General features: G+C 60.3%; 22 protein-coding genes. 13 read left to right on the top strand and 9 right to left on the bottom strand.

Annotated features, from left to right (window positions below; genetic code table 11):
• Positions 1-115: 115 nt before the first annotated feature.
• Entirely contained in the window at positions 116-601 is a 486-nt protein-coding gene (locus EIY72_RS02925; protein ID WP_093227714.1) for a glycine zipper domain-containing protein, read from the top strand.
• A 66-nt stretch (positions 602-667) separates the two neighbouring features.
• On the opposite strand, the gene EIY72_RS02930 is transcribed toward EIY72_RS02925, so the two are convergent.
• From EIY72_RS02930 to EIY72_RS02940, 3 genes are all read right to left on the bottom strand, one after another.
• Positions 668-1090 (bottom strand): acyl-CoA thioesterase, encoded by a 423-nt coding sequence (locus EIY72_RS02930; protein ID WP_093227716.1) that lies wholly within the window; start codon positions 1088-1090, stop codon positions 668-670.
• Between the two features lie 118 nt (positions 1091-1208).
• A complete protein-coding gene (locus tag EIY72_RS02935; RefSeq protein ID WP_093227718.1) occupies positions 1209-2435 on the bottom strand; it encodes a 3-hydroxyacyl-CoA dehydrogenase in 1227 nt (408 codons plus the stop codon).
• 90 nt (positions 2436-2525) lie between these two features.
• Entirely contained in the window at positions 2526-4472 is a 1947-nt protein-coding gene (locus EIY72_RS02940) for a RecQ family ATP-dependent DNA helicase (RefSeq protein WP_093227720.1), read from the bottom strand.
• Positions 4473-4740: 268 nt separating this feature from the next.
• On the opposite strand from EIY72_RS02940, the gene EIY72_RS02945 reads away from it, so the two are divergent.
• The 3 genes from EIY72_RS02945 (at position 4741) to EIY72_RS02955 (ending at position 7383) form a co-directional block, all read left to right on the top strand.
• Positions 4741-5799, top strand: coding sequence for a S8 family peptidase (locus EIY72_RS02945; protein ID WP_371315403.1), 1059 nt, complete (start codon positions 4741-4743; stop codon positions 5797-5799).
• A gap of 251 nt (positions 5800-6050) precedes the next feature.
• A complete protein-coding gene (locus EIY72_RS02950; RefSeq protein ID WP_093227724.1) occupies positions 6051-6389 on the top strand; it encodes a hypothetical protein in 339 nt (112 codons plus the stop codon).
• 139 nt (positions 6390-6528) lie between these two features.
• Positions 6529-7383 carry a DMT family transporter gene (locus EIY72_RS02955; RefSeq protein ID WP_093227726.1) on the top strand — a complete coding sequence of 285 codons (855 nt, stop codon included), beginning with the start codon at positions 6529-6531 and terminating at the stop codon, positions 7381-7383.
• 60 nt (positions 7384-7443) lie between these two features.
• Here the strand turns inward: EIY72_RS02955 and EIY72_RS02960 are convergent, their stop codons facing one another.
• The 3 genes from EIY72_RS02960 to EIY72_RS02970 all read right to left on the bottom strand — a co-directional run bounded on the left by EIY72_RS02960 (position 7444) and on the right by EIY72_RS02970 (position 10859).
• Positions 7444-8985 carry a phosphoenolpyruvate carboxykinase gene (locus tag EIY72_RS02960; RefSeq protein ID WP_093227728.1) on the bottom strand — a complete coding sequence of 514 codons (1542 nt, stop codon included), beginning with the start codon at positions 8983-8985 and terminating at the stop codon, positions 7444-7446.
• Between the two features lie 180 nt (positions 8986-9165).
• Positions 9166-10068 carry an Hsp33 family molecular chaperone HslO gene (gene hslO, locus EIY72_RS02965; protein WP_093227730.1) on the bottom strand — a complete coding sequence of 301 codons (903 nt, stop codon included), beginning with the start codon at positions 10066-10068 and terminating at the stop codon, positions 9166-9168.
• A gap of 386 nt (positions 10069-10454) precedes the next feature.
• Positions 10455-10859 carry an RNA-binding S4 domain-containing protein gene (locus EIY72_RS02970; RefSeq protein WP_093227732.1) on the bottom strand — a complete coding sequence of 135 codons (405 nt, stop codon included), beginning with the start codon at positions 10857-10859 and terminating at the stop codon, positions 10455-10457.
• Between the two features lie 216 nt (positions 10860-11075).
• On the opposite strand from EIY72_RS02970, the gene rimB reads away from it, so the two are divergent.
• Both rimB and rimK read left to right on the top strand, forming a co-directional pair.
• Complete coding sequence (gene rimB / locus EIY72_RS02975; RefSeq protein ID WP_093227733.1) at positions 11076-11555, top strand: retropepsin-like aspartic endopeptidase RimB; 480 nt, start codon at positions 11076-11078, stop codon at positions 11553-11555.
• A complete protein-coding gene (gene rimK / locus EIY72_RS02980; RefSeq protein ID WP_007972871.1) occupies positions 11552-12457 on the top strand; it encodes a 30S ribosomal protein S6--L-glutamate ligase in 906 nt (301 codons plus the stop codon). Before rimB ends, rimK begins: the two co-directional genes overlap by 4 nt.
• 85 nt (positions 12458-12542) lie before the next feature.
• On the opposite strand, the gene EIY72_RS02985 is transcribed toward rimK, so the two are convergent.
• Both EIY72_RS02985 and ompR read right to left on the bottom strand, forming a co-directional pair.
• Complete coding sequence (locus tag EIY72_RS02985; protein ID WP_132680101.1) at positions 12543-13856, bottom strand: ATP-binding protein; 1314 nt, start codon at positions 13854-13856, stop codon at positions 12543-12545.
• 114 nt (positions 13857-13970) lie between these two features.
• Positions 13971-14711 carry an osmolarity response regulator transcription factor OmpR gene (gene ompR / locus EIY72_RS02990; protein ID WP_007972873.1) on the bottom strand — a complete coding sequence of 247 codons (741 nt, stop codon included), beginning with the start codon at positions 14709-14711 and terminating at the stop codon, positions 13971-13973.
• Positions 14712-15071: 360 nt separating this feature from the next.
• Between ompR and EIY72_RS02995 the strand changes: the two genes are divergently transcribed.
• The 7 genes from EIY72_RS02995 to tauD all read left to right on the top strand — a co-directional run bounded on the left by EIY72_RS02995 (position 15072) and on the right by tauD (position 23340).
• Entirely contained in the window at positions 15072-17396 is a 2325-nt protein-coding gene (locus tag EIY72_RS02995) for a Tex family protein (protein ID WP_093227734.1), read from the top strand.
• Positions 17396-17779 carry a PaaI family thioesterase gene (locus tag EIY72_RS03000; RefSeq protein ID WP_093227736.1) on the top strand — a complete coding sequence of 128 codons (384 nt, stop codon included), beginning with the start codon at positions 17396-17398 and terminating at the stop codon, positions 17777-17779. The genes EIY72_RS02995 and EIY72_RS03000 overlap by 1 nt, the downstream gene beginning before the upstream one ends.
• Before the next feature lie 272 nt (positions 17780-18051).
• Positions 18052-19635: a glutamate--cysteine ligase gene (gshA, locus tag EIY72_RS03005; protein ID WP_093227738.1), complete on the top strand. Its 1584-nt coding sequence runs from the start codon at positions 18052-18054 to the stop codon at positions 19633-19635.
• 184 nt (positions 19636-19819) lie between these two features.
• Positions 19820-20797 carry a taurine ABC transporter substrate-binding protein gene (gene tauA, locus EIY72_RS03010; protein WP_093227741.1) on the top strand — a complete coding sequence of 326 codons (978 nt, stop codon included), beginning with the start codon at positions 19820-19822 and terminating at the stop codon, positions 20795-20797.
• Positions 20798-20813: 16 nt separating this feature from the next.
• Positions 20814-21608: a taurine ABC transporter ATP-binding subunit gene (gene tauB / locus EIY72_RS03015; RefSeq protein ID WP_093227744.1), complete on the top strand. Its 795-nt coding sequence runs from the start codon at positions 20814-20816 to the stop codon at positions 21606-21608.
• The gene (gene tauC, locus EIY72_RS03020; protein ID WP_093227747.1) at positions 21605-22435 is read left to right on the top strand and encodes a taurine ABC transporter permease TauC; all 831 of its coding nucleotides are present in this window, start codon (positions 21605-21607) and stop codon (positions 22433-22435) included. Before tauB ends, tauC begins: the two co-directional genes overlap by 4 nt.
• Positions 22436-22497: 62 nt before the next feature.
• Complete coding sequence (tauD, locus tag EIY72_RS03025) at positions 22498-23340, top strand: taurine dioxygenase (RefSeq protein ID WP_093227749.1); 843 nt, start codon at positions 22498-22500, stop codon at positions 23338-23340.
• A gap of 150 nt (positions 23341-23490) precedes the next feature.
• Here tauD and mgrA read toward each other — a convergent pair whose 3' ends face one another.
• Complete coding sequence (gene mgrA, locus EIY72_RS03030; protein ID WP_093227752.1) at positions 23491-24528, bottom strand: L-glyceraldehyde 3-phosphate reductase; 1038 nt, start codon at positions 24526-24528, stop codon at positions 23491-23493.
• Between the last annotated feature and the right edge of the window lie 192 nt (positions 24529-24720).

The raw sequence follows: 24720 nt of genomic DNA on the forward strand, positions 1-24720 counted from the left end.
CCTAAAAAACAATAACTTGCACAATTGTGTACAAGTCGTGTTACTCGTCGGATTTCGATTGTCACACCTCTGACACAGCCTCAGGATCGCGCCGTCATCCCCTTGAGGTTCCTCCATGAAGTTCTCCTCGATTCTCTTGTTGTCCCTTGGCCTGGTCAGCGGTTTTGCGTCTGCTGGCGGCACTACCGAAGCCGGCGTAGGCGGCGCATTGGGCGGGGTTTTGGGCTCGGTCGTCGGTCAGTCGCTGGGCGGCAATACCGGTTCGACCATCGGCGCGGCCCTGGGCGGCGCGGGTGGTAGCGCCGTCGGCGCGAACAAACACAGCCGTGGCGAAGCAGCCATTGGCGGTGCATTGGGCGCAGCAGGTGGTAACGTGGTCGGCCGCAGCATGGGCGGCACCACCGGCAGCCTGATCGGCTCCGCAGCAGGCGGCGGTGCCGGTGGCGCGCTGGGTAACTACATGGGCAACAAGAGCAACGAAGAGGACGACGACCGTCGCTCCTATCGTGGCCATGATGATCGCCGCTACTACCGTGACGGCCACCGTCACCACGGTCATGCCTATGGCCATCGCAAGCACCACAAGTACTACCGCGACTAAGGCCTCCAGCGCCTCGTGATCGAGTACTGCAAAAATCGCAGCCCAAGGGCTGCGATTTTTTTTGCGTTACTGAATCACCAGACGTTCCAGCGCTGCACGCAAGCCTGCAGGAATCGACACAGGCTGATTCGATGCACGATCGACAAATACATGCACGAAGCGCCCCGCCGCGCAGGCTTCCTCCTCGCCTTGCTTGAACACAGCCAGCTCGTACTGCACTGAGCTGTTGCCCAGCTTGCCGACCCGCAATCCGATCTCGATGCGCTCCGGAAAGGCAATGGACGCAAAGTAATCGCAAGCCGAACTCACCACGAAACCCACCACCTCGCCCTCATGGATATCCAGCCCGCCGACTTCGATCAGGTAGGTGTTCACCGCGGAATCGAAGAAGCTGTAGTAGGTGACGTTATTGACGTGTCCATAGGCGTCATTGTCATGCCAGCGGGTGGTGATGGGCTGGAAGTGCGGGTATTCGGTGCGCTGTGGCATCGGTGTCAATTCCTGGAATGGGTGTGCCAAGTCTAAAGCGAAAAACGCGTTATCGTTTTTCGCGAGCCCGTCTCCGGGCACAGATCCGACGATGGTGCCCTTCAGGGCACCACGTCAATCAATGGTCAGCGAAACCCTTGCCCGCCGCCGCCAGCTCACCCATCACCCGCGCCGGTTTCCAGTGGTCACCCTGCCGCGTCTCAAGGTCCATCAAGCGCCGATGAATGTCCGCCAGACCTTGCTGGTCGGCCCAAGCCATCGGCCCACCCTTGTCCGCCGGGAACCCGTAGCCGTTGAGGTAAACCAGATCGACGTCATGGGACGACCCGGCAATGCCTTCCTGCAAAATTTTCGCCCCTTCGTTGACCAGCGCCAGCAGGCAACGTTCGAGGATTTCGTCCTGACCGATTTCACGGCGATGAAAGCCCAAACCTTCGCTGACTTCCAACACCAGCGCATCCACCAGCGGGTCGTGCTCTGCCTGGCGACTGCCCGGCTCATAATGGTAATAACCGTTGCCGCTTTTCTGGCCGAATCGCTGCATTTCGCACAGCCGGTTATCCACCTGAACTTCCGGCACATCCTGGCCGATACCGGACAGTTGTCGGGCCCGCCATTGCAGATCGATACCGACCACATCGAACATGCGGAACGGCCCCATGGCAAAGCCGAAGCCCTGGAGCGCCGCGTCCACCTGGTGAGGATAGGCGCCTTCGAGCAGCATCTTGCGCGCCTCCAGCACATAGGTATTGAGCATGCGATTGCCGATGAAGCCGTCGCAATTGCCTGACACCACACTGACTTTGCCCATGCGCTTGCCCAGCTCAAGGGCAGCCTCTAGCACCGCCGGCGCAGTTTGCGCACCGCGCACGACTTCCAGCAGCTTCATGATGTGTGCCGGGCTGAAGAAGTGCAGGCCCAGTACCTGCTGTGGGCGGCGCGTGGCCGCGGCGATAGCGTCGATATCCAGCGCCGAGGTGTTACTGGCCAGGATGGCTTCAGGCTTGAGCAGACCATCGAGTTCACGAAAGATTTTCTGTTTCAGTTCGAGGTTCTCGTACACCGCCTCGATGACCAGATCGACGTCGCGAATGGCCGCGTAATCCGCCGCTGCCGATACCCGTGCAATGCGGGCATCGGCTTCAGCCTGATCAATCCGGCCCTGGCGAACGTTGTGGGCATAGGTGTCAGCCACGGCGCCCAGCGCCTGCTCCAGCATCTGCGGGTTGTTGTCCACCCATTGCACCGCCACGCCGGCGTTGGCCAGGCACATGACAATGCCACGGCCCATGGTGCCCGCGCCGATCACGGCGGCGCGCTGAATATTCGACGGTGTCTGGCTCATGTTGTGTTCTCTTGTTGGCGATCCAAAGACAGCCATCACCATAGTCAGCCACCGCTCATTTTTGAAATTTATTCCTGTGATGAGCAACATTCAGGCGATGGATAAGCCTGCCAGATGCTGCGCGGCCCAATCGCGCACCTCGGCGTAGGGGTAATCCTCCAGTACGCCGAAACCCGCAATGGAGCGGGTCTTGAGTTTGGTGAACAACGGCACGCTGATTCCGCACAGGAATCGCGTCACCCTTTCCGTCGAAGGAATGCTGCCAGTGTGTTGCTGGTGCCTGTGGATAAAACCGCCACACAGCGTCTCGAAGTTTTTATCCACAAGTGCCGGCAACTCCGGCGGGGCCGGCAATCGCGCGACATGCCCGTGACACACCGAACAATGCCCGCACTGCTGCGGGGCGTTCTGATCGCCAAAGTATTCGGCCAGGCGAAAACCCATGCAGCGATCGGTCGCGAACAGCTCCAGCATCGCGTGAATTCGCGCAACCTCGGTCTGCTCATGTCGAATGAAACCGCCGTGCAGTTCCCGACTCAATGCGTCGCTGTCGAAGCCCGACTGCAGCACGGCGTAGACCTCGGTCATCTGCTTGCTTTCCAGCTCGACCCAGCCCTTCTCCTGGAAATAATCCAGCGCCTTGACCACCCGGCTGCGCTCGGCCTGATGCTGCTCATACAGGGCATCGAAATTCACCGTGGCCCAGGTTCGCGCACGGCTCGAGGTCTGGATGATCGCGGCGACGAAATCCCTGCGCTCCCCCTCAAACCTGGCCAACAGTGCTTCGGGCTCCTGCAGGTACTTGAAGCGGTATTCGGCGTAATAGGCGTAGCGCGGCGCGATGATTCCACGCAGTTCCAACTGCACCAGCAAGGTCTTTAGCGGCAATTGGCGGATGTTGCTGTGGTCCGCCAGCGGCCCTAAAAGAAACTCCCACTGACCGTCAGCTGCGGCCGCCTGCAACTCGTCAAGCACATAGCGGATGCCGTCCAGTTCCGGTGTGTCGCCGTAGACAAAGTTTTCCAGCACATTGAGGCTGTCGCGATTGGCCAGCACCAGACAATCGGACGGCTGTCCGTCACGCCCGGCGCGGCCGATTTCCTGACTGTAGTTTTCGATGGATTTGGGCAGGTCAAAGTGCACCACATTGCGGATGTCGCTCTTGTCGATGCCCATGCCGAAAGCGATGGTGGCGACGATGCAGTTGGATTGGCCGCCCATGAAACGCTTCTGGATGCCTTCGCGTTGATCGTGAGGCAAACCGGCGTGATAAGCCTCGGCCTGAATACCATTGCGATTAAGGTGTTCGCCGATGTGTTCGGCGGTCTTCTGCAAGGTGACGTAGACGATGCTCGGCTGGCCTGTGCGCTCACTCATCCACTCGACGAGTCGCCGGCGTTTGTCCGCTCCGGGAACCGGTTCCACCAGTAGATTCAGGTTCGGCCGATAGAAACCGGTGGTCACCACATCATCGGCGTCTATGGCGAATTTCGCTTGCATGTCCGCAATGACTTTTGGGGTCGCCGTCGCTGTCAGCAACAACGCCTGCGGGATGTTGAACTGACGCTGGTAATCGGGAAGCTTGAGGTAATCCGGACGAAAGTTATGGCCCCACTCGGAAATACAGTGAGCCTCGTCCACCACCAGCAGCGAGATCGGAACCTGCTGCAGGAAATGCCGGAAGCGCTCGTTCTTCAAACGCTCCACCGAGACCATCAGGATCTTCAGCTCACCGGACTTCGCGCGCGCCATGACGGCACTGGCTTCATCGCGGCTTTGTGCCGAGTCGATGCTACCCGCGGCAATGCCATGGCGTTGCAGGAACGCCAGCTGATCCTGCATCAACGCCAGCAAGGGCGAGACCACCAGGGTCAGGTTTGGCAGCAACACGGCCGGTAATTGATAACAAAGCGACTTGCCGGAGCCCGTGGGGAAAATCGCCGCGGCCGAGCGCCCCGCCAGCACCGCACTGACGGCGGCTTCCTGGCCTGGTCGAAACTGTGGATAACCGAAAACCTGTTCCAGGGTGTTGTGCATGAGCTGTCACTCCGTTGACTGCTGCGAGACTCAAAGACTAGTCAGGGAAGGCAGCGAGTCGAGAAAAGGTCGGCGATAAAAACGATACGGGATGATACAGCCTTGACTCGCGTCGTACGGGCCACAGGTTGAAACACACAGAGCGTTTTGCCATCTCACGCCCCGTGTACGTCACAGGTAAGGTTCGTGATCCTCTAACCGAATTCCGCGCATTGCCTTCATCGCACATGAAGACTGACAGGCGCGTCACCTTTACCAAGGACTGATCATGTTGCCCCCCTCCGCCTCTCGAATTCCTCTTGCCCTGACATTACCGCTGCTGCTCGGTGGCTGCATGACCGCTACCGGAACACTCTCAATCGCACCCGACACATTCGAAACAGCCGAGTATCGCGCTCAAAAGGGTTTGGCAGTCGTGCAGGCATCACACCTCTATGCCCGCGGTGGCACCGGAAAAGGTGTGACCGTGGCATTGATCGACTCAGGCTTGAACGCTGATCTGCCAGAGTTTGCCGGCAGAGTGGCACACCCCGGTTATGACCATGTTGAAAATCGTCCCGGTACTTTCGATCGAGTCGGTCATGGCACGCAAATGGCCGGTATTCTCGCCGCCAACAAGGATGACCAGGGTATGCATGGCGTCGCGTTCAATGCGCAGCTGATCCCCTTTCGTTTCGGCGACGACAACGAGCCCTTTTTCTTCGACAGCGAGATCGCCGGTTCCTGGCAAAGCGGGTATGACAACGGCGCACGCATCTTCAATAACTCCTGGGCCAATGCCATTCCGGCGACTGAACTGACTGAAGCACGCTACAACCAGGTCATGCCCGAATCGCTGGCGATCGCTCGAAAACTGGTTAAGCAGGGAGCGGTGTTTGTGTTTCCAACCGGCAATGAGCTCAAGCGCGAGCCACTGGCGGAACCGGGGCTGCCCCTTGCCGTGCCGGAACTGGAGAAGGGCTGGATTGCCGTCGTCGCATTGAAAAACGACGGCAGCGCGATCAATGGAAAATCCAACTATTGCGGTGTTGCCAGAGCCTGGTGCATCGCGGTTCCCGGCGGGGACTCTGGAGCCGAGCAGGGTTTACTGACCACCGGCAAGGACGGCCAGTATGTGCAAACGGCTGGCACCTCACCTGCTGCTGCTCTGGTCAGCGGCGCCTTGGCAGCGGTACAGAGCCTTTATCCGCAAATGAGCGCGCAACAGGTGCGTGATCACTTGCTTGAAACCGCAAACCGCACCGGCCTCTACGCCAACAGCGAAGCTTATGGGCGAGGATTGCTGGACCTTGATGCAGCATCGCGCCGCTTACCCGTCGTCAATTGAATCGTACCCATCAAAGCTCCCTACATGCATTTCTCACAAACACTGTAGGAATCATTCCCTGAACAAGCCTTCACTGATGAAACCAAGGGGAATGCGTAGGAGCATTCCCCCAAGGCAGTAAAAGCCCTACAAAACCTGTCCACTGCGGCTGTATTGCCCGATTGCACTACTGTCTTCATAGTTTTGACGAGGCTGAAAATACCGTAACGGCCTGCCGGAATGACCTCCAACTTATTCCAGGACCGACATCCATGCCCTCAACCAATACACTTGAAGAACGCTATCGCCCCCTCAACTCCAGCTACAGCGAAACCCCGGTATTGGTTATCGACACCGAGGCTGATCCTTACGAAATCCTCGATGCCGCCCGACAACGCATCCGTGCCGCCAACGATTTACTCGAAACCCTGTATTGCCTGTGCTTCAAACAGGCCGATGCCAGTGATATTCCCAAGATCATCAGTGCGCTGTACCTGCTGACCCAGGACGGCAATGACCTGCTCGACATTGCCCGGCAACGCCTGCCAAGAAATACCGATTCAAGAATCTCCACGTCCTCTCATTGCGAGCCTGCTTGTAATGAGCGCTAACGCACACTGCGGCCGCTATCGCTAACTCCCTCCCAGCAGCTAGGATGTATTCCTTGAGCGCAACGCCGGGAGATCCAGGAAATTGAAGACCTGCAACGTCCCCGACGCCAAACAATAAGGGCATTGCATGGATGTAATGATGGGCCTGTTGGCCGCCGTGATGTGGGGCGGCACGGATTTTCTGGTGGGTTTGAACGCCCGCGCTGTTGGGGTTAAACGCGCCGTGTATTTCGGTCAGGCGCTGGGCTTTACCATCATGAGCCTGTTGCTGATCGCGTTCCCCGTATTCATTTTGCGCTCGATGTCCGCCTCGCTCGAGACCTGGCTGATCGGCCTTGTCGCTGCAGTGCTGACCGTTTCAGGCGCCTTGGCCTTGTCCAAGGCTTTCGCGCTAGGCAAAGCCTCGATCGTCGCGCCACTGGTGACCTCCTATGGTGTGGTGACCACGCTGCTGTCCTGGGCCAGTGGCGAACATATCAATCTGATTCAGTTGGCGTGTATCGGGCTCTGTGTGCTGGGGGTAGTGCTGTCGAGCATTCACTCGGACCCGAAACTCCCGCATAACACACAGGCCGGCAGCTCAATTGCCTTCGCGCTGCTGGCGGCATTGTTGTATGGCACGAGCTTCTGGTTGCAGGGTCGTTTCGTCCTGCCGGCACTGGGCCCGGTGACGATGCTCTGGCTGGCCTATCTGGTCGGGCTGATGGTGCTGGTGGTGATTGTCCTCAGGATAGACGACGGCCTGAAAATCCCGCCGCTGAAAAACTGCCTGACCCTGACCGGTGCCAGCCTGATGAACCTCGGTGGATTTTCCGCCTTTGCCTGGGGCGCTGTGGCTGGATCGGTGTCGGTGGTCACGGTCATCAGCACACTGTCCGGCGGCATAGCGGCGATCATGGGCTACGTATTTTTCAAGGAGCGGCTGACAACAGTGCAGGTGCTCGGGGTCTTGTTGGTGCTGTTCGGTGCGTTTGTCTTGCACCTCAAAACCTGAACGGACGCGCACAAAAAAGCCGCCCCGAAGGGCGGCTTTTTCATTGCATCAAGCCAACGCTTACAGCTGTGGACCAGCAGCCTTGATCGCGTCGCTCACTTCGAACTTCTTGAAGTTCTCGATGAACAGGCCAGCCAGTGCCTTGGCGGCTTCGTCGTAGGCAGCTTTATCAGCCCAGGTGTTGCGTGGGTTCAGCAAGCCAGTCTCAACGCCCGGTACGGCCACTGGCACGTCGAGGTTGATGGTGTCCAGGTGCTCGGTTTCGGTACCGATCAGAGCGCCGCTCTGGATCGCTGCGATCACGGCACGGGTGGTCGGAATGTTGAAACGCTTGCCGACGCCGTAGCCGCCACCGGTCCAGCCGGTGTTGACCAGGTAAACCTTGGAGCCGAACCCACGGATACGCTTGATCAGCAGCTCAGCGTATTCGCCAGCCGGACGCGGGAAGAACGGCGCGCCGAAGCAGGTGGAGAAGGTCGACTTGATGCCGCTGCCCGAACCCATTTCGGTCGAACCAACCAGCGCGGTGTAGCCGGACAGGAAGTGGTAGGCCGCTTGCTCTTCGTTGAGGATCGACACTGGCGGCAGTACGCCGGTCAGGTCGCAGGTCAGGAAGATCACAGCGTTCGGCTCGCCACCGAGGTTCTTCTCGGAACGCTTGGCAACGTGCTCCAGCGGGTACGCGGCACGGCTGTTCTGGGTCAGGCTGACATCGGTGTAGTCGGCGTGCTTGGCATCATCGATGACGACGTTTTCCAGCACTGCGCCGTGCTTGATGGCCTTCCAGATAACCGGCTCGTTCTTCTCGGACAGGTCGATGCACTTGGCATAGCAACCGCCTTCGATGTTGAACACCACGCCCTCGCCCCAACCGTGTTCGTCGTCACCGATCAGGTAACGGCTTTCGTCGGCGGACAGGGTGGTCTTGCCGGTGCCGGACAGACCGAAGAACAGGGTCACGTCGCCTTCTTCACCGATGTTGGCAGCGCAGTGCATTGGCAGCACGTCAGCAGCCGGCAGCAGGAAGTTCTGCACCGAGAACATGGCCTTCTTCATCTCACCGGCGTAACGCATGCCGGCGATCAGCACTTTCTTCTGTGCGAAGTTGAGGATCACGCAGCCGTCGGAGTTGGTGCCGTCACGCTCTGGCACGCACTCGAAGTTGGCGACGTTGAGGATCTGCCACTCTTCACGGCCAGCCGGGTTGTACTGGGCCGGGTTGATGAACAGGCAACGACCGAACAGGTTCTGCCAGGCAGTCTGGGTGGTCATCTTCACTGCCAGGTAGTGCTCGGAAGCGGCACCTACATGCACGTGGGAAACGAAATGCTCTTGCGCGTTGTTGAACGCCTCGACGCGAGCCCACAGGGCATCGAACTTGTCGGCCGGGAACTTGCGGTTGATCGGGCCCCAGGCGATGGAAGCCTGGGTGCTTGGCTCTTCAACGATGAAACGATCAACTGGCGAACGGCCGGTACGGTGACCGGTGCGAACGACCAGTGCGCCAGTATCGGCAAGCTCGCCTTCACCGCGATTGAGGGCTTCTTTAACCAGATCATCAACACTCAGATCGGTGTACACGGCGTTATTGGCTTGCGTCATGAGGTTCCCCGTCGGCCAGTGGCCGAGTGCTCCAAACGTTTTTGTAGTAGAAAGTCGTGCACTACTACCGCGAAAAAAGTGGGCCGGATTATGCCAGAAAAGCCCAAAAAGAGTAGGCCCCTCCCGTCGTAACGGCGTTAATCCGGCGCTGGCCAGTGAATTTACCTGCGCTGAACCGTTTTAGTGACGGGTATCTGACGGCGTATCGACACCCGCTCCGGCGAATAATTGAGTGACATCGGCAGCGTCGAACAGGTAGCGCTGGTTGCAGAACTGGCAATCGATCTCGATGTTGCCACCGTGTTCGAGCACCAATTGCTGGGCGTCTTCGCTGCCGAGACTGACCAGGGCATTGGCCGAACGCTCGCGCGAGCAGCTGCAGCGGAAGCGCAGCTTCTGCACATCGAACAGACGCACCTGCTCGTCATGATAAAGACGATGCAACACGGTTTCGTTGTCCAGGCTCAGCAGCTCATCAGCGGTCAGCGTGCTCCCCAGCGTGGTGATGTGCTGCCAGCTGGCGGCACGCTCGTCTTCGTCTTTCAAGCGGTCGGCTGGCAGTTGCTGCAACAGCAGGCCACGGGCACGACGGCCGTCGGCATACAGCCAGAAGCGTGTACCGACCTGCTGGGACATGACGAAATAGTTGGTGAAGCATTCCGACAGGGTGGCGCCGTCGAGGTCGACGATACCTTGATAACGCTGGCCCTGTTTCGGGTCGATGGTCAACGCCAGGACGCCGTCCGGCATCAGGTCGGCCAAGGTGGCGTCTGGTGCGATGCGATCCGCGTCATAGCGGGCCAGGCCACGGATGTCGCGCTCGCTGGAGCATTCGATCATCAATAGCGGGATCGGGCCTTCGGAGCGGGCCTGCAGAATCAGCAGTCCATCGAACTTCAAGGTGCCGACCAGCAACGAAGCGGCCGCCATCAGCTCACCGAGCAATTGCGCAACCGGCTGCGGGTAGGCGTGCTTGGCCAGGACTTCGGCGTAGCTGAGCTCCAACGAGACCAGCTCGCCGCGGGTGTCGCTGTCATCGAAGATGAAGCGTTGGGTGAAGTCGTTATCCGCTTGATCGGTCATAGGTCTGGGTATCTGAAGTGGTAAAAAAGGTTACAGAAGCAAAAATATTTGCCGCGCCGCACCCTCAGGTGCGCAATGTTCTGCCATGAAAGGCATTTTATGAACAATCGGGGCCTGATCCAAGTCGAGGGATCAAACGCTGACAGGTAGCGACGTCTCTCGCTCTGCAATGCTGGCACTGTGGTTATGACCTACAGGTCCGAAGCTGTGTGCGATTTTCGACGAGCGGCAATAGTGCCCCTATGCTGCGCCACAGGCGAACAGCGGATATGGATGCGCGCACGCGCAATTGCAAGGGTGCCGCTGAAGTTACGGTGGAACTCGACGGGCGCTGCGCGCTCGATCACGGGCAAGTCACACTCCCACAGGAATGCCCCTCCCCCCTCCTACTCGTTGCTGTTGCCGCGGAACTTGAACAGGTCCCTTCGCTGCTTCTTGCTCGGCTTGCCATCGGTGCTCACACCCAGGGCGCCCGCCTTTCTCTGTGCCGCCGCCGTTTCGCGCTTGGCGATACTGGCTTCGGTCTCCGCATAAAGCGCCTGCGCCTCTGGTGCACCACGCCGAACGATCGACAGTGCCTGAACCACCACGGTGCGCTCATCGAAGCCTGTGCGGATTACGTATTCATCGCCAATACGAGGTTCCTTGCCCGGTTTGCAACGCTCGCCCCGGTGCTGCACCTTGCCGCCTTCAATCGCCGCTTTGGCCAGGGCCCGCGTTTTGTAAAAACGTGCAGCCCACAACCACTTGTCGAGGCGGACTTTGTCGTCCTCTTCGTTTTTTTGTGCCATGGAATTTCCTCATTCTGAAATATTGGTGAACTGTACTACCGTTTCTCTCGTACCAAGAATTTCACCGACTCGGATTACAATGCAGCGATGCCAGAGCCTCCCCGAGGCGCTGGAAATCCGGGCCGTAGATATCTGTCGCCTTTTAATCATTATTCTGCGTGAATACCGCGAAATCCGGCTGATTGCGGACCGAGCGTTTATACCGGTTGAGCACTTTTGAAGACATTTGACCATTTGACCGTTGTCGGTCTGCGCGAGTGGGTGGCGCTCCCGGATCTGGGAGTCGCGGGCCTTCGAGCAAAAATCGACACCGGTGCCAGTACCTCCAGCCTGCATGCCACTGACATCGAAACATTCGAACGCGACGGCGAGCAGTGGGTGCGTTTTACCGCGCATCTGGGCTCGGTCGTGCAACTGCGTCATCGGCGTTGCGAAGCCCCGCTGGTGACGATGAAAACCATTAAAAGCTCCAACGGTCACGCACAAGTGCGATACGTGATCAACACCACCCTGGCTCTTGGTGATCGAGTCTGGCGGGTCCAGTTCACGCTCGCCTGTCGCAAGTCCATGCGTTACCGCCTGTTGCTGGGTTCCAAAGCCCTGATCGATGGCCAATTGGTGGTCAATCCGGGCATTAAATATGTACAAGACAAGCCGGTGTTCCCGGTATCTACCTCCTCCACAGGTGTTGCATGAAGATCGCTGTGCTGTCGCGGAATCCGCGTCTGTATTCCACCCGCCGCCTGGTCGAAGCCGGGACTGAGCGTGGGCATGAAATGGTGGTGGTCGACACATTGCGCGCCTACATGAACATCGCCAGCCACAAGCCGCAGATCCACTACCGCGGCAAACCGCTGGAAGGGTTCGACGCGGTCATCCCACGGATCGGTGCATCCGTGACTTTCTACGGCTGCGCCGTGCTGCGTCAGTTCGAAATGATGGGGGTGTTTCCGCTCAATGAGTCGGTCGCTATTGCCCGCTCGCGGGACAAGCTGCGCTCCCTGCAATTGCTCTCACGTCGAGGCATCGGTTTGCCGGTCACCGGCTTTGCCCACTCCCCCGACGACATTCCCGACCTGATCGAAATGGTCAACGGCGCCCCTCTGGTGATCAAGGTGCTGGAAGGCACCCAGGGTATCGGCGTCGTGCTGTGCGAAACCGCGACGGCGGCGGAATCGGTGATCGAGGCCTTCATGGGCCTCAAGCAGAACATCATGGTCCAGGAATACATCAAGGAAGCCGGTGGCGCCGACATTCGCTGTTTCGTGGTCGGTGACAAGGTAATTGCGGCAATGAAGCGCCAGGCCAAGCCCGGCGAGTTTCGCTCCAACCTGCACCGCGGCGGCAGCGCCAGCCTGATCAAGATCACCCCGGAAGAGCGCATGACGGCACTGCGCGCGGCCAAGGTCATGGGCCTGGCAGTCGCAGGCGTAGACATCCTGCGCTCCAATCACGGGCCGCTGGTGATGGAGGTGAACTCCTCACCAGGTCTGGAAGGGATCGAGACCACCACCGGCAAGAACGTGGCGGGGATCATCATTGAACATCTGGAGAAGAATGGCGGGCCGAACATGACGCGGACCAAAGGGAAAGGCTAGAAGCCAGCCGCAAGCTGCAAGTTTCAAGCGGCTCGTGTAAGGCCGCTTTTTCTTGCAGCTTGAACCTTGGCGCTCGAAGCTGCCTCTATACCGCATCCCGCGGCAGCAGCAACCCAAGCGGCAAGCGCACCCGCGCTTCCAGCCCGCCACCTTCGCGATTACGCAGCTCGACATTGCCGCCATGCATCGAAGCAATCCGCTTCACGATCGCCAACCCCAAACCGGTGCCTTTGCCACCCCGTGCGCGGTCACCCCGGGTGAACGGGTTGAAAATCGCTTCCAGCTCCGCCGGATCGATCCCGGCGCCGCGGTCCATGACGCTCAGCACCACATAAGGCGCCGAGGTATCCCCCGAGACATACGCCGCCACCTCTACGCCACTGCCGGCATGATGCAGTGCGTTGCCGATCAGGTTGTTCAGCAAGCGCTTCATTGACACCCGTCGCAATGGAAACGGCTGGATCGGCTCCAGGCGCAAGTGCACCTTTTCTTCGGTCTGGTTGTAGGGCGCAGCGACCTCACGCACCAGATCGCTCAGATCGACTTCTTCCACCGACTCATCGCGACCATCGCGAATGAAGGCCAGGAACTGGTCGAGAATCGCGTCCATGTCCTCGATGTCACGCACCATGTCGTCGGTCAGGTCGTTGCGGTCGCCCATCAGCTCGAGGGACAGGCGCAATCGGGTCAGGGGTGTCCGCAGGTCGTGGGATACCCCGGCCAGCATCAACTCGCGCTCGCGTCCGGCCTGCTCGACGTCTTCGGCCATCTGGTTGAAGGCGCGGTACACCTCGGTCATTTCACTCGGCGTATCGCTGATCGGCAGGCGCACGCTGCGACCCTGGCCCAATTGGCGCGCGGCGTACACCAGACGTTTGAGCGGCTGGTTGAGCTGACTGACGAAGATCCAGGCGGACGCCGTGGACAGCAAACCGATGGCCAGGAACCAGCCCAGCACGTTCCAGATTTTCTGGCCGCGCAGTGGGTGAGGATAGAGTGGCACTTTCAACCAGCCATCGCCCAGGCTTGGCGCCCGAACCCACAAGGCTGGCGGCGAGTGCATGCGCAGTCGAACTTCGGTGTCTGCCCCCAGCTCCGCCTGCATCTGACGCTGATAAATCTCGCTGTACGGCCAGTGCTGCTCACCCTCCGGCACACCGGTGCCGACCACGCGGATCAGGGTCGCGGCTTCGGCGATCTTGCCGCGGTTCTCCTCATCGGCAGCCCAATAGGCACGCAAGGTCAGCGCCACACCGTGGCTGTACTGACGGTCCACGAGCACGTCTTCGTTCATCAACAGATAAACGAGGGTCAGCGCCTTGGAGAACAGTACAACGATGAGCACCAGCCAAAGGGTGCGGGAGAAAAAGCTCTGGGGGAACCAAACGGGGGTTTTCATGGATAACCGTTACATACTTGCAGGAGCGAGCGATGCTCGCATATTGCGGATCGCGAGTCTGCGGGCGTGATTAGTTGCTCATCGCCCGCCGGACCCGCTCCTACAAATCGCCCATCACTTGGTGGCGGTACCGTCCGGTACAAACACGTAACCCACGCCCCAGACTGTCTGGATGTAACGCGGTTTGGATGGATCGGGTTCGATCATCCGGCGCAGACGGGAAATCTGCACATCGATGGAACGCTCGAGGGCATCCCATTCACGGCCACGGGCCAGGTTCATCAGCTTGTCCCGGGTCAGCGGCTGACGGGCGTTCATCACCAGGGCCTTGAGCACGGCAAACTCACCGGTGGTGAGCATGTGCACTTCTTCGCCGCGCTTGAGTTCGCGGGTGGCCAGGGACAGCTCGTAGTCACCGAAGGTCACGCTTTCATCTTCGCTGCCCGGCGCGCCCGGCACCGGTGCCGACTGGCGACGCAGGACCGCCTTGACGCGGGCCATCAGTTCGTCCGGGTTGAACGGCTTGGCCAGGTAATCGTCGGCACCCAGCTCCAGGCCCTTGATGCGGCTCAACTCGTCGCCCTTGGCGGTGAGCATGATGATCGGAATCTGGTTGTTCGCGTTGCGCAGGCGGCGGCAGGCGGTCAGGCCGTCTTCGCCGGGCAGCATCAGGTCGAGTACGACCAGGTTGAACACTTCACGCGCCAGCAGGCGGTCCATTTGTTCAGTGTTCGGTACTGCGCGGGCGCGATAGCCCTTGCTGACGAAAAAGCGTTCCAGCAGGCTGCTGAGCCCTGGATCGTCGTCAACAATCAGAATTTTTTCGCCTTCAGCAGTTTGTGCAGTGCTGCTCATTGGATGCTCCTTTGATCTCGGCGCGCATTATGGCGTAGCTGCCGTTATACGCACCGTGTGCATTGTTAGCAGATTTTTCCTTTACTGCCAGAAAACCGACTGCGGCGTCAGCCACCTGCGATGGCCCCGAAGGCCGGAACGCTGGTTATAATGCGCGGCGTTTTGTGTCAGGCAACGTCAGACAGGTACTACAGACCGACGCCATTCAATTTTATAGCGTCCGCAGTAATTGTTCGATTTCAGGGGTCAACGCATGGCCTGTTGACCCGGGCAGCGGTGCACGCCAGGCCGCTCAACCAGTTTCGCAATGGCTCTATTTCAATGCCTGCGGGCTGCTTTCACAATTTGTCAGGTGGTTTTATGGACAGCATCAACAGCCGCATTGCCGAGGAACTCGGTGTACGCCCACAACAGGTCGAAGCGGCCGTCGCGCTACTCGATGAAGGCTCAACCGTGCCCTTCATCGCCCGTTACCGTAAAGAAGTGACCGGCAGCCTCGACGATACGCAATTGCGTCATCTGGAAGAGCGCCTGCGCTACCTGCGAGAACTCGACGAACGGCGCATCAGCATCCTGGCCAGCATCCAGGAACAAGGCAAGCTGACCCCGCAGCTCGAGCGTGACATCAAACTCGCCGACACCAAGACCCGCCTCGAAGACTTGTACCTGCCGTACAAGCAGAAGCGCCGCACCAAGGGCCAGATCGCCCTGGAAGCCGGCCTCGGCGACTTGGCCGACGGCCTGTTCAACGATCCGTCCCTGAATCCGGAAACTGAAGCGGCACGTTTCATCGACGCGGAAAAAGGCGTGGCCGATGTGAAGGCGGCCCTCGAAGGCGCCAAGTACATCCTGATGGAGCGCTTCGCCGAAGACGCCGGTCTGCTCGACAAACTGCGTAACTACCTCAAGCAGGAAGCCACCCTCAGTGCCCGCGTGATCGCCGGCAAGGAAGAGGAAGGCGCCAAGTTCCGCGACTACTTCGAACACGATGAGCCGCTCAAGAGCATGCCTTCGCACCGTGCATTGGCGATTTTCCGCGGTCGCAACGAAGGCATCCTCAGCTCCGCGCTGAAGGTCGGCGACGAATTGCCGGGCACCATGCACCCGTGCGAAGGCATGATCGGCCAGCAGTTCGGCATCCAGAACCAGAACCGCGCCGCCGACAAATGGCTGGGCGAAGTGGTGCGCTGGACCTGGAAGGTCAAGCTCTACACGCATTTGGAAACCGACTTGCTGGGTGAGCTGCGCGACGGCGCGGAAACCGAAGCGATCAACGTGTTCGCCCACAACCTGCACGACCTGCTGCTGTCGGCCCCGGCCGGCCCGCGTGCCACCCTCGGTCTCGACCCTGGCCTGCGCACCGGTTGCAAGGTCGCGGTGGTCGATGCCACCGGCAAGCTGCTCGATCACGCCACGGTTTACCCGCACGTGCCGCACAACAAGTGGGACCAGACCCTCGCCGTACTCGCCGCACTGTGCGCCAAGCACTCGGTGGACCTGATCGCCATCGGCAACGGCACCGCCAGCCGTGAGACCGACAAGCTGGCCGCGGACCTGATCAAGAAATACCCGGCCATGAAAATGACCAAGGTCATGGTGTCTGAAGCCGGTGCTTCGGTTTACTCGGCCTCGGAACTGGCGTCCAAGGAATTCCCGGACCTCGACGTGTCGATCCGTGGCGCCGTGTCGATTGCCCGCCGCCTGCAGGATCCACTGGCGGAGCTGGTGAAAATCGACCCGAAATCCATCGGCGTCGGCCAGTACCAGCACGACGTGTCGCAGCTGAAACTGGCCCGCGGCCTGGATGCGGTCGTCGAAGACTGCGTGAACGCCGTCGGCGTGGACGTGAACACCGCGTCCGTGGCGCTGCTGGCACGCATCTCCGGTCTCAACGCGACCCTGGCACAGAACATCGTCAGCCACCGTGACGAACACGGTGCGTTCAAGACTCGCGCCGCCCTGAAGAAAGTCGCCCGCCTGGGTGAAAAAACCTTCGAGCAGGCTGCAGGATTCCTGCGCGTCATGAACGGCGACAACCCGCTGGACTCCTCCGCAGTTCACCCGGAAGCCTATCCGCTGGTGCAGCGCATTGCCGCTGAAACCGACCGCGACATTCGCTCGCTGATCGGCGATGCCGCGTTCCTCAAACGCCTCGATCCGAAGAAATTCACCGACGAAACCTTCGGCCTGCCGACGGTCACCGACATCCTGCAAGAGCTGGAGAAACCGGGTCGCGACCCACGTCCAGAGTTCAAGACCGCCGAGTTCCAGGACGGCGTCGAAGACCTCAAGGACCTGCAACTGGGCATGATCCTCGAAGGCGTGGTGACCAACGTGACCAACTTCGGTGCATTCGTCGACATCGGCGTGCATCAGGACGGTTTGGTACACATCTCTGCGCTTTCGGAGAAGTTCATCAAGGACCCTCGCGAAGCGGTGAAGGCCGGTGACGTGGTGAAGGTGAAGGTCATGGAAGTCGACATCCCGCGCAAACGCGTTGGCCTGTCGATGCGCATGAGCGACACCCCGGGCGAGAAAATCGACGGCGCTCGTGGCGCGCGTCCTGGCTCGGCACCGCGCCAGTCGCAGAACAGCGCACCACGCAAGGAAACTGCCACGGCAGCGCCGAGCAACAATGCCATGGCATCGCTGTTCGCCAACGCCAAGCAGTTGAAGAAACGTTGATGGACATCCCTGCCGGGCTGACCGAAAGCGCGTTTTTCAGGCTGCTGGGCTGTCGCTTGCACAGTCTGGAAACCGGGGTGGCGCAAGTCGCCCTGGTGCTGGAGCCGCAGCTGCGCAACCGCGGTGGCAAGCTGCACGGCGGGGCCTTGTTCAGTCTGGTGGACATCGCCATGGGCCTGGCTTGCTCCAGCACCCACGGCTTTGACCAGCAGAGTGCGACCATCGAATGCAAGATCAACTACATCCGCGCCGTCTCTGACGGCGAGGTGATGTGCACGGCCCGGGTGATCCATCCGGGCCGGCGCACCATGGTGGTCGAAGCCGATGTGATGCAAGGCGACAAACTGGTCGCTAAAGCACAAGGCACCTTCGCTGTCCTGTAGCTAGATGTCATCGATTTGAGTTAATTTCAGCGCTATGCCGTTCCCTGTAGGAGCGAGCATGCTCGCGATGGGCGTCAACGATGACGCTGGTAGCCTGACACCCAGCGGTGTTCTCGGGTCCATCGCGAGCATGCTCGCTCCTACAACGGATCTGTGCAGTTTTTGATCAATCAGCGACAAAAACCAGGCGAAAACGCCAGTTTTAACTTCACCCTTGTAGACCGTCCTGCCCACCCCCATATTGGGGCGACTGACGCGTGAAGGAATCCAACTTGAGCGAACTTCTCAACCGCCGCCTGGCCCTGCTCGGCGAGCGCGCTAACCTCTCTCTGCTCGAGCAGTGCCTTCACGGCATCGAACGTGAATGCCTGCGCGTAACCGGCGAAGGTCGCCTGGCGCAAACGCCGCACCCGGAAGAACTGGGTTCCGCGCTGACCAACGAACAGATCACCACCGACTATTCCGAGTCGCTGCTGGAGTTCATCACGCCAGCCCTGCCCGACCCGGCGGACACCCTGGAGAGCCTGGACAGTATTCATCGCTTTGCCTACAGCAAGCTCGGCAACGAGTACCTGTGGAGCCCATCGATGCCGTGCCCGCTGCCGGCCGAGGAAGACATCCCGATCGCCTATTACGGCACCTCCAACATCGGGCAGCTCAAGTATGTGTACCGCAAGGGCCTGGCCCTGCGTTACGGCAAGACCATGCAATGCATTGCCGGCATTCACTACAACTTCTCCCTGCCGGAAAAGCTCTGGCCGTTGCTCAAGCAGGCCGAGGGTTTTGTCGGCACCGACCGCGATTTCCAGTCGTCGTCCTACATTGCATTGATCCGCAACTTCCGCCGCTACAGCTGGCTGCTGATGTACCTGTTCGGTGCCTCGCCAGCGCTGGACGCCGGCTTCCTGCGCGGTCGCTCGCACCAGTTGGAACAACTGGATCCGCACACCCTGTACCTGCCGTACGCCACCAGCCTGCGCATGAGCGACCTGGGTTACCAGAGCAACGCCCAGGCCGGTCTGACCCCGTGCTACAACGATCTGGTCAGCTACACCGACAGCCTGCGCAAAGCGGTGGCCACCCCGTACGCGCCGTACGTTGAAGTCGGCACGCACAAGGACGGTGAGTGGGTGCAGCTCAACACCAACATCCTGCAGATCGAAAACGAGTACTACTCCAACATCCGTCCAAAACGCGTGACCTACACCGGCGAGCGGCCGATCCAGGCGCTGATGGCCCGTGGCATTCAGTACGTCGAAGTGCGTTGCCTGGACATCAACCCGTTCCTGCCGATGGGCATCGACCTCACCGAGTCGCGATTCCTCGATGCGTTCCTGCTGTACTGCGCACTCAATGACAGCCCGCTGCTGACCAACACCAGCTGCAGTAACGCGACCTCGAACTTCCTCAGCGTGGTCAAGGAGGGTCGTCGTCCTGGCCTGCAATTGCAGCGCGACGGGCAACCGGTCGACCTGAAGGAATGGGCGGGCGAACTGCTGGAGAAAATCGCGCCACTGGCAGCGCTGCTCGACCAGAGCCACGGCAGCGACGTCCATAGCAAAGCGCTGGACGCGCAGATGGCCAAGGTCCTGGATTCGTCCCTGACCCCCTCGGCCCAAGTGCTGGCAGCCATGGCCGAACACAAGGAAAGTTTCGCCCAGTTCTCCCTGCGTCAGAGTCAGGCCCATGCCGAGTTCTTCCGCAGCGAACCGCTGCCGGCTGAAGAACAAGCGAAGTTTGAAGAACTGGCGCGCTCGTCGCTGGCCCAGCAGGCGGAACTGGAGCAGAACGAGGTGGGTGATTTCGACGTGTTTGTCGGGGCTTACCAGGCCAGCATTCTGGCGATCAGTAACTGATCCCAACCCTATGGCAACAGGCTTCTGTGGTGAGGGGATTGATCACCTCACCACAGAAGCCTTCTCACATCGGCAAGACTGTCCTCTCATAAGCTAATTCGAAAAAGTTATTTATTTTCGAATTCTTAGATCATTTAGTCTCCTCATCACGCCCACACTCGGTCGCCTGATCAGGAGCTTCCCCATGAAACTGACTTTCCCCCTTCGCTTGCTGGCGGCCGCGTCTTTGGCAACCGCCAGTTTTTTTGCCCAGGCAGCCGACGTCACCGTCGCCTACCAGACCACCGTTGACCCGGCGAAAGTCGCCCAGGCCGACGGCGCCTACGAAAAAGCCACCAAGGCCGATATCAGCTGGCGCAAGTTCGACAACGGTGCGGACATCATTGCCGCCATCGCCTCTGGTGACGTGCAGATCGGCTACCTCGGTTCCAGCCCGCTGACCGCTGCAATCACCCGCAAAGTGCCGGTGGAAACCTTCCTGATTGCCACCCAGATCGGCGCTGCCGAAGCACTGGTTGCGCGTGACGGCTCCGGTATCAAGACGCCGCAGGATCTGATCGGCAAGAAAATCGCCGTTCCGTTCGTATCCACCGGCCACTACAGCCTGCTTGCGGCACTCAAGCACTGGAACATCGATCCGTCGAAAGTCACCGTCCTCAACCTCGCGCCGCCGGCGATCATTGCCGCCTGGAAGCGCGGTGACATCGACGCCACTTACGTGTGGGACCCGGCCCTGGGCGTTGCCAAGGAAAACGGCAAGGTGCTGATCACTTCCGGTGAGCTGGCCAAGTTCGGTGCGCCGACCTTCGACGCCTGGATCGTGCGCAAGGACTTCGCGGAGAAGCATCCGGACATCGTCACCGCGTTCGCCAAGGTGACCCTCGATGCCTACGCCAACTACCGCAAAGACCCGCAAGCCTGGCTCGCCGACCAGAGCAACGTCGACAAGCTGGTGAAACTGTCCGGCGCCAAGGCCGCCGACATTCCGCTGCTGCTGCAAGGCAACGTCTATCCGCTGGCGGCTGACCAGGTCATCACTCTGGGTGCACCGACTACCAAAGCCATCACCGACACCGCGGCGTTCCTCAAGGAACAAGGCAAGGTCGAGGCGGTACTGCCGGACTACGCGCCGTACGTCAGCGCCAAGTTCATCACCAACTGATCGGGAGTTCATTGCGATGGCCTTGCTACAGCTGGAGCGCATCAGCGCACAGTACCCTGGCAGCCCGGAACCGGTGCTGGCGGATATTTCCCTGACCCTGGGGCCCCAGCAGTTGCTGGTCGCCCTCGGCCCGTCCGGCAGTGGCAAGACTTCGCTGTTGAACCTGATTGCCGGTTTCGTCGAACCCAGTGCCGGGCGCATCACCCTTGACGGTGTGCCGGTCAAAGGCCCGAGCGCCGAACGCGGCGTGGTGTTTCAGGACGACGCGCTGCTGCCGTGGCAAGACGTGCTGGCCAATGTCGGCTTCGGCCTGGAACTGGCCGGCATCGCCCGGGACAAGCGCGAAGCCCGCGCCCGGGAAATGCTCTCGCTGGTCGATCTTTCCGGTTTCGAGCAGCGCCGCATCTGGCAGCTTTCCGGCGGCCAGAAGCAGCGCGTCGGCCTGGCCCGCGCCCTTGCGGCCGACCCGCGCGTGTTGCTGATGGACGAGCCGTTCGGCGCCCTCGATGCCTTTACCCGCGAGCAGATGCAGGAACTGCTGCTGCAAGTCTGGCGGCGTACGGCGAAACCGGTGTTCCTGATTACCCACGACATCGAAGAAGCGGTATTCCTCGCCACCGACCTGATTCTGTTGGCGCCCAACCCGGGGCAGATCGTCGAGCGCCTGAACCTCGACTTCGGTCAACGCTACGCCGCCGGCGAGTCGGCCCGGGCGATCAAATCCGACCCACGTTTTATCGAAACCCGCGAACACGTGCTCGCCAGAGTGTTCTCCCAACGCAGTGCCGCCCAGCGGCAGGAGCGCGCATGAGCAGTTACGAGATTCCCGTCGCATTAAAAACAGGCGCTACCGTGACGCCGGTGCGTCGCAGCCTGAGCACACGCTGGATCAGCGTGCTGACACTGGTTGCGCTGATTGTGATCTGGTGGGCGGTGACGGCGACCGGCCTGATCGAGCCACTGTTCCTGCCACCACCCTCTGCCGTGTTGCAAAAAGGCTGGTTGCTGGCCACCAGCGGCTACATGGACTCGACCCTGTGGCAACACCTCGGCGCCAGCCTCAGCCGCATTGGCCTTGGCCTCGGGTTTGCCGTGCTGACCGCAGTGCCCGTGGGCATCGCCATCGGCGCCAACCGCATTGCCCGTGGCGTGCTCGACCCGCTGATCGAGTTCTACCGGCCGATTCCGCCGCTGGCCTATCTGCCGCTGATCGTGATCTGGTGCGGCATCGGCGAGGTGTCGAAAGTACTGCTGATCTACCTGGCGATCTTCGCCCCGATTGCCATTGCCACGGCCACCGGTGTGCGCACCGTCGACCCGGCCAAACTGCGTGCCGCGCAGTCCTTGGGCGCGACTCGCGCACAGTTGATTCGTCATGTGATTTTGCCGAGTGCCTTGCCGGACATCCTGACCGGTGTGCGCATCGGCCTCGGCGTGGGTTGGTCGACCCTGGTGGCTGCCGAACTGATCGCCGCCACCAGCGGCCTGGGCTTCATGGTGCAGTCCGCCGCGCAGTTCCTCGTCACTGATGTAGTGGTGTTGGGAATCCTGGTGATTGCCCTGATCGCCTTCGCCATGGAAATGGGCCTGCGCGCCCTGCAACGCAAGTTGGTGCCATGGCACGGCCAGGCCCACTGAGCTTCGTCGTAGAAATAACCTTGTGGGAACCTGGATATACCCCCGGATTGAAGAGAAAGACCATGAGCCACCTGACCATCGTTCCATTAAGCTCCGCCCTTGGCGCACAAATCAGCGGCGTCGACATCAGCCAACCGCTGAACCTGGAACAACGCGATGCCATCGAACAAGCCCTGCTCAAGCACCAGGTGCTGTTCTTCCGTGATCAACCGGTCACCCCGCAGCAACAGGCACGCTTCGCCGCCAATTTCGGCGATCTGCACATTCACCCGATCTACCCCAATGTGCCGGAACAACCGGAAGTACTGATCCTCGACACCGCCGTCACCGACGTGCGCGACAACGCGATCTGGCACACCGACGTGACCTTCCTGCCGACCCCGGCCATGGGCGCGGTGCTCAGCGCCAAGCTGCTGCCGGAGTTTGGTGGCGACACCTTATGGGCTAGCGGCATCGCGGCGTACGAAGCCTTGTCGGCACCACTGAAAGCCTTGCTCGAAGGGCTGACCGCGACCCACGATTTCACCCGTTCGTTTCCGCTGGAGCGTTATGGCAACACGCCTGAAGCACTGGCCCAGTGGGAAGAGGCGCGGCGCAAGAACCCACCGCTGTCACACCCGGTGATCCGCACCCACCCGGTCAGCGGAAGGCGTTCGTTGTTCGTCAATGAAGGCTTCACTTCGAAGATCAACGAACTGTCGGAAACCGAGAGCGAGGCGATCCTGAAGTTTCTGTTCGCCCACGCAACGCGCCCGGAGTTCACCATCCGCTGGCGCTGGCAGCAGGACGACATCGCGTTCTGGGATAACCGCGTGACACAACATTACGCCGTGGATGATTACCGACCGGCGCGGCGGGTGATGCAGCGGGCGACGGTGTTGGGGGATGTGCCGTTTTTTCGCTGATCAGTCGGTTTTGTACTGACGTTGATGGCCCTATCGCGAGCAAGCTCGCTCCCACAATGGTTCCGGGTTGACACTACCCCTGTGGGAGCGGCGGTGCGACTTGCCCGCGAAGAGGCCCGAACAGACGCCGCAACGTCCGGCGCCAAACTGTTACTCAGCCGTCGAAGGCTTTTCCCAAAGATTGATCCCGCCCTCCTGGGCAAATCGATCTATCTCCGCCAACTCCTCAGCACTGAAACTCAAGTTCTTCAACGCCCCGACGTTCTCGATAATCTGCTCCGGCCGGCTCGCGCCAATCAGTGCCGACGTCACCCGCGGATCGCGCAGCGTCCACGCCAACGCCAGTTGCGCAAGGCTCTGCCCACGACGCTTGGCAATTTCATTCAGCGCCCGCACATGGGCAATGTTCGCCTCGGACAAGTGCGAAGCCTGCAACGAACCACCGCCCGGACGGTTGACCCGCGCATCGGCCGGCACGCCGTTGAGGTATTTGTCGGTCAGCAGACCTTGCGCCAGCGGGGTAAACGCGATGACGCCAGTACCGAGTTCGTCAGTGGTGTCGAGCAGGTCCTTTTCCACCCAGCGGTTGAGCAGGTTGTACGCCGGCTGATGGATCAGCAACGGCACTTTCCACTCCTTGAGCAAGGCCGCCATTTCCCGGGTTTTCACCCCGGAATAGGACGAGATGCCGATGTACAGCGCCTTGCCCTGCTGCACTGCCGTGGCCAAGGCACTGGCGGTTTCTTCCAGCGGCGTGTCCGGGTCGAAACGGTGCGAATAAAAGATGTCGACGTAATCCACGCCCAGACGCTGAAGACTCTGGTCGAGGCTGGCGAGCACGTACTTGCGCGAACCGCCGCCCTGACCGTAGGGCCCCGGCCACATGTCCCAACCGGCCTTGCTGGAGATGATCAACTCATCGCGGTACTGCTTGAAGTCTTCACGCAGCAGACGGCCGAAATTGGTCTCGGCGCTGCCGTATGGCGGGCCGTAGTTATTGGCCAGGTCGAAGTGGTTGATACCCAGGTCGAACGCGGTGCGCAACAACGCACGCTGGGTGTCGATCGGCGTGCTGTCGCCGAAGTTGTGCCACAGGCCCAGGGACAACGCCGGCAATACCAGACCGCTGCGACCTACGCGGCGGTAAGGAATGGACTCATAGCGATTTTCGGCAGCGGTGTAAGTCATCGAATCCTCTCTTGTCGGTCTTGAATCTGGTATCGACTGTTTTGCCAGTCGCTCAGCATACGCCGGGACAGTCGCCAAAAAACCTGAGAGTCGACGAATTGCTGAAACGTTTCACAGATTTTTTATCAGGCAGGAAAAACCGACGCACTTGCACAACGGCAAGAGACAGGAACAAAGTCGCCGTAGCGGCGC

It is taken from the genome of Pseudomonas vancouverensis (genome assembly GCF_004348895.1).
Classification (GTDB): domain Bacteria; phylum Pseudomonadota; class Gammaproteobacteria; order Pseudomonadales; family Pseudomonadaceae; genus Aquipseudomonas; species Aquipseudomonas vancouverensis.

What these genes read in the sequence shown, in the direction of transcription:
- tauD (WP_093227749.1), top strand. Translation starts at nt 22,498, where the DNA reads ATGAGCCACCTGACCATCGTTCCATTAAGCTCCGCCCTTGGCGCACAA.
- tauB (WP_093227744.1), top strand. Translation starts at nt 20,814, where the DNA reads ATGGCCTTGCTACAGCTGGAGCGCATCAGCGCACAGTACCCTGGCAGC.
- EIY72_RS02950 (WP_093227724.1), top strand. Translation starts at nt 6,051, where the DNA reads ATGCCCTCAACCAATACACTTGAAGAACGCTATCGCCCCCTCAACTCC.
- EIY72_RS02925 (WP_093227714.1), top strand. Translation starts at nt 116, where the DNA reads ATGAAGTTCTCCTCGATTCTCTTGTTGTCCCTTGGCCTGGTCAGCGGT.
- hslO (WP_093227730.1), bottom strand. Translation starts at nt 10,068, where the DNA reads ATGACCGATCAAGCGGATAACGACTTCACCCAACGCTTCATCTTCGAT.
- EIY72_RS02935 (WP_093227718.1), bottom strand. Translation starts at nt 2,435, where the DNA reads ATGAGCCAGACACCGTCGAATATTCAGCGCGCCGCCGTGATCGGCGCG.
- EIY72_RS02940 (WP_093227720.1), bottom strand. Translation starts at nt 4,472, where the DNA reads ATGCACAACACCCTGGAACAGGTTTTCGGTTATCCACAGTTTCGACCA.
- EIY72_RS02945 (WP_371315403.1), top strand. Translation starts at nt 4,741, where the DNA reads ATGTTGCCCCCCTCCGCCTCTCGAATTCCTCTTGCCCTGACATTACCG.
- EIY72_RS02930 (WP_093227716.1), bottom strand. Translation starts at nt 1,090, where the DNA reads ATGCCACAGCGCACCGAATACCCGCACTTCCAGCCCATCACCACCCGC.
- mgrA (WP_093227752.1), bottom strand. Translation starts at nt 24,528, where the DNA reads ATGACTTACACCGCTGCCGAAAATCGCTATGAGTCCATTCCTTACCGC.
- EIY72_RS02985 (WP_132680101.1), bottom strand. Translation starts at nt 13,856, where the DNA reads ATGAAAACCCCCGTTTGGTTCCCCCAGAGCTTTTTCTCCCGCACCCTT.
- EIY72_RS02955 (WP_093227726.1), top strand. Translation starts at nt 6,529, where the DNA reads ATGGGCCTGTTGGCCGCCGTGATGTGGGGCGGCACGGATTTTCTGGTG.
- ompR (WP_007972873.1), bottom strand. Translation starts at nt 14,711, where the DNA reads ATGAGCAGCACTGCACAAACTGCTGAAGGCGAAAAAATTCTGATTGTT.
- tauA (WP_093227741.1), top strand. Translation starts at nt 19,820, where the DNA reads ATGAAACTGACTTTCCCCCTTCGCTTGCTGGCGGCCGCGTCTTTGGCA.
- rimK (WP_007972871.1), top strand. Translation starts at nt 11,552, where the DNA reads ATGAAGATCGCTGTGCTGTCGCGGAATCCGCGTCTGTATTCCACCCGC.
- tauC (WP_093227747.1), top strand. Translation starts at nt 21,605, where the DNA reads ATGAGCAGTTACGAGATTCCCGTCGCATTAAAAACAGGCGCTACCGTG.
- EIY72_RS02970 (WP_093227732.1), bottom strand. Translation starts at nt 10,859, where the DNA reads ATGGCACAAAAAAACGAAGAGGACGACAAAGTCCGCCTCGACAAGTGG.
- EIY72_RS02960 (WP_093227728.1), bottom strand. Translation starts at nt 8,985, where the DNA reads ATGACGCAAGCCAATAACGCCGTGTACACCGATCTGAGTGTTGATGAT.
- EIY72_RS03000 (WP_093227736.1), top strand. Translation starts at nt 17,396, where the DNA reads ATGGACATCCCTGCCGGGCTGACCGAAAGCGCGTTTTTCAGGCTGCTG.
- EIY72_RS02995 (WP_093227734.1), top strand. Translation starts at nt 15,072, where the DNA reads ATGGACAGCATCAACAGCCGCATTGCCGAGGAACTCGGTGTACGCCCA.